Here is a 1,367-nt window from a genome sequence, read left to right as displayed (position 1 = left end):
TGACGGCGGTCATGACAATCGGTTCATCCAAGATTTTCGTGAAGCCGGTCATCAGGCCGTCGCGTTGGTGACTCTGGGTGTTCGACGGCTGGCGGCCACGAGCAGGACGCGCTTCCGCAGCAGCGGGAAGCCCGCACGTCCCGCCATCTGCCTCTTGATCGATTTCAGGTCCGTGACTCTGCCCTCGACGATGCCTGAGTTGAAGGGGCTGGTCAGCCCCTGGATAACCGCGTCGAGGTCGTTGCGGAGGTTGCGAGCGAAGCTGCGCATCATCGGCAGCTCGGCGTCTTCGGCTCTGTCAATCCAGCCGGGCAGTTTTCGGGCTCCGTCCAGCCGGTCCATGATCTTGGCGAACTCCCGCACGTGAGCGGCGGTGTCGGCCAATTCCGGGCATCGGTCGAGGAGTTGTTTGAGTCGGAGTGACTCTTCGCTGGTCAGGCCGTCGGGGTGACGGGTGAACCAGGTGGTGGCTTGGCGCACGGTCGGCGCTTCGGGCAGGCCGCTCAGGGGCGGGTCGGTGCCGCGCAGGGGTTCCAGCCAGCGGCGCACGCTGCGGGCACTGCCAAGGTAGCCGAGCTCGCGCAGTTCGCGGTGCAGGCGCCCGCTGTCGGTGCAGCCTTCGTTCCATCGCTGGTTGAGATAGGGCGCGTAGCGGGCGATCCCGTGGCGGCCGCGACGTGGAGGGTTGGTGATCATGTCGTCGGCGGTGGCGGCCTGGGCATAGCGGCGTACTGTCTTGCGGTCCAGGCCGAGTTGGACGGCGGTGCGGTCGATGCCGACGCCCTTGTCGTACAGAGCGTGGACCTCGGCGTGCCGACGCCGGGTTTGGGCCGCCTGTACTCCCTCCGCCTTGGCCGCCTCGACCGGGGCGGGCTGTGGCTCGTTCGGCGGGTCGAGGCAGCTGCGGTGTGCGCCGATGGCCTTCTCGACGGTGTCGCAGAGGTTCTTCCAGACATGCCACCGATCCGCGATCTGGATGGCGTCGGGGGCTGCCGCGGAGGCGGCCGAAGCGTAGGCGCCGGCACGGTCGCGGCAGATTGCCTCGATGCCCTCGCGGCCGGTGAGCCAGCGGGCGAAGGTGTCCGCTTCCCGGTCTTCCAGCAGGTCAACGGGTGCGCCGGTCTCGCAGTCGACCAACACACTGCCGTACACGTGGGAGCGTTTGAAGGCGAAATCGTCCACGCCGAGCACCCGTGGTGTCGGCGCGGCCGGATCAGGCGTCAGCATGACCAAGCGCAGCATGGTGGTCCTGCTCACCGGCGTGGGCAGCAGCGCCGCGAGCCTCGCACCCGGCAGGCCCGACAGCACGATGCCGATCGCCGCGAGCAGCCGGTGAAGAAGCGGCGTGCGCCGCTGGTATCGCTCCG

General features: G+C 68.5%; 1 protein-coding gene. It reads right to left on the bottom strand.

What is annotated here, in order from left to right; translation table 11 throughout:
* Positions 1–51 precede the first annotated feature (51 nt).
* Positions 52–1,367 (bottom strand): ISL3 family transposase (locus ACWD3I_RS49205; protein WP_365414264.1); only part of this gene is annotated, 1,316 nt, incomplete at its 5' end.

Source organism: Streptomyces sp. NPDC002817 (assembly GCF_053592055.1).
This window is presented reverse-complemented; position numbering and strand designations above follow the sequence as displayed.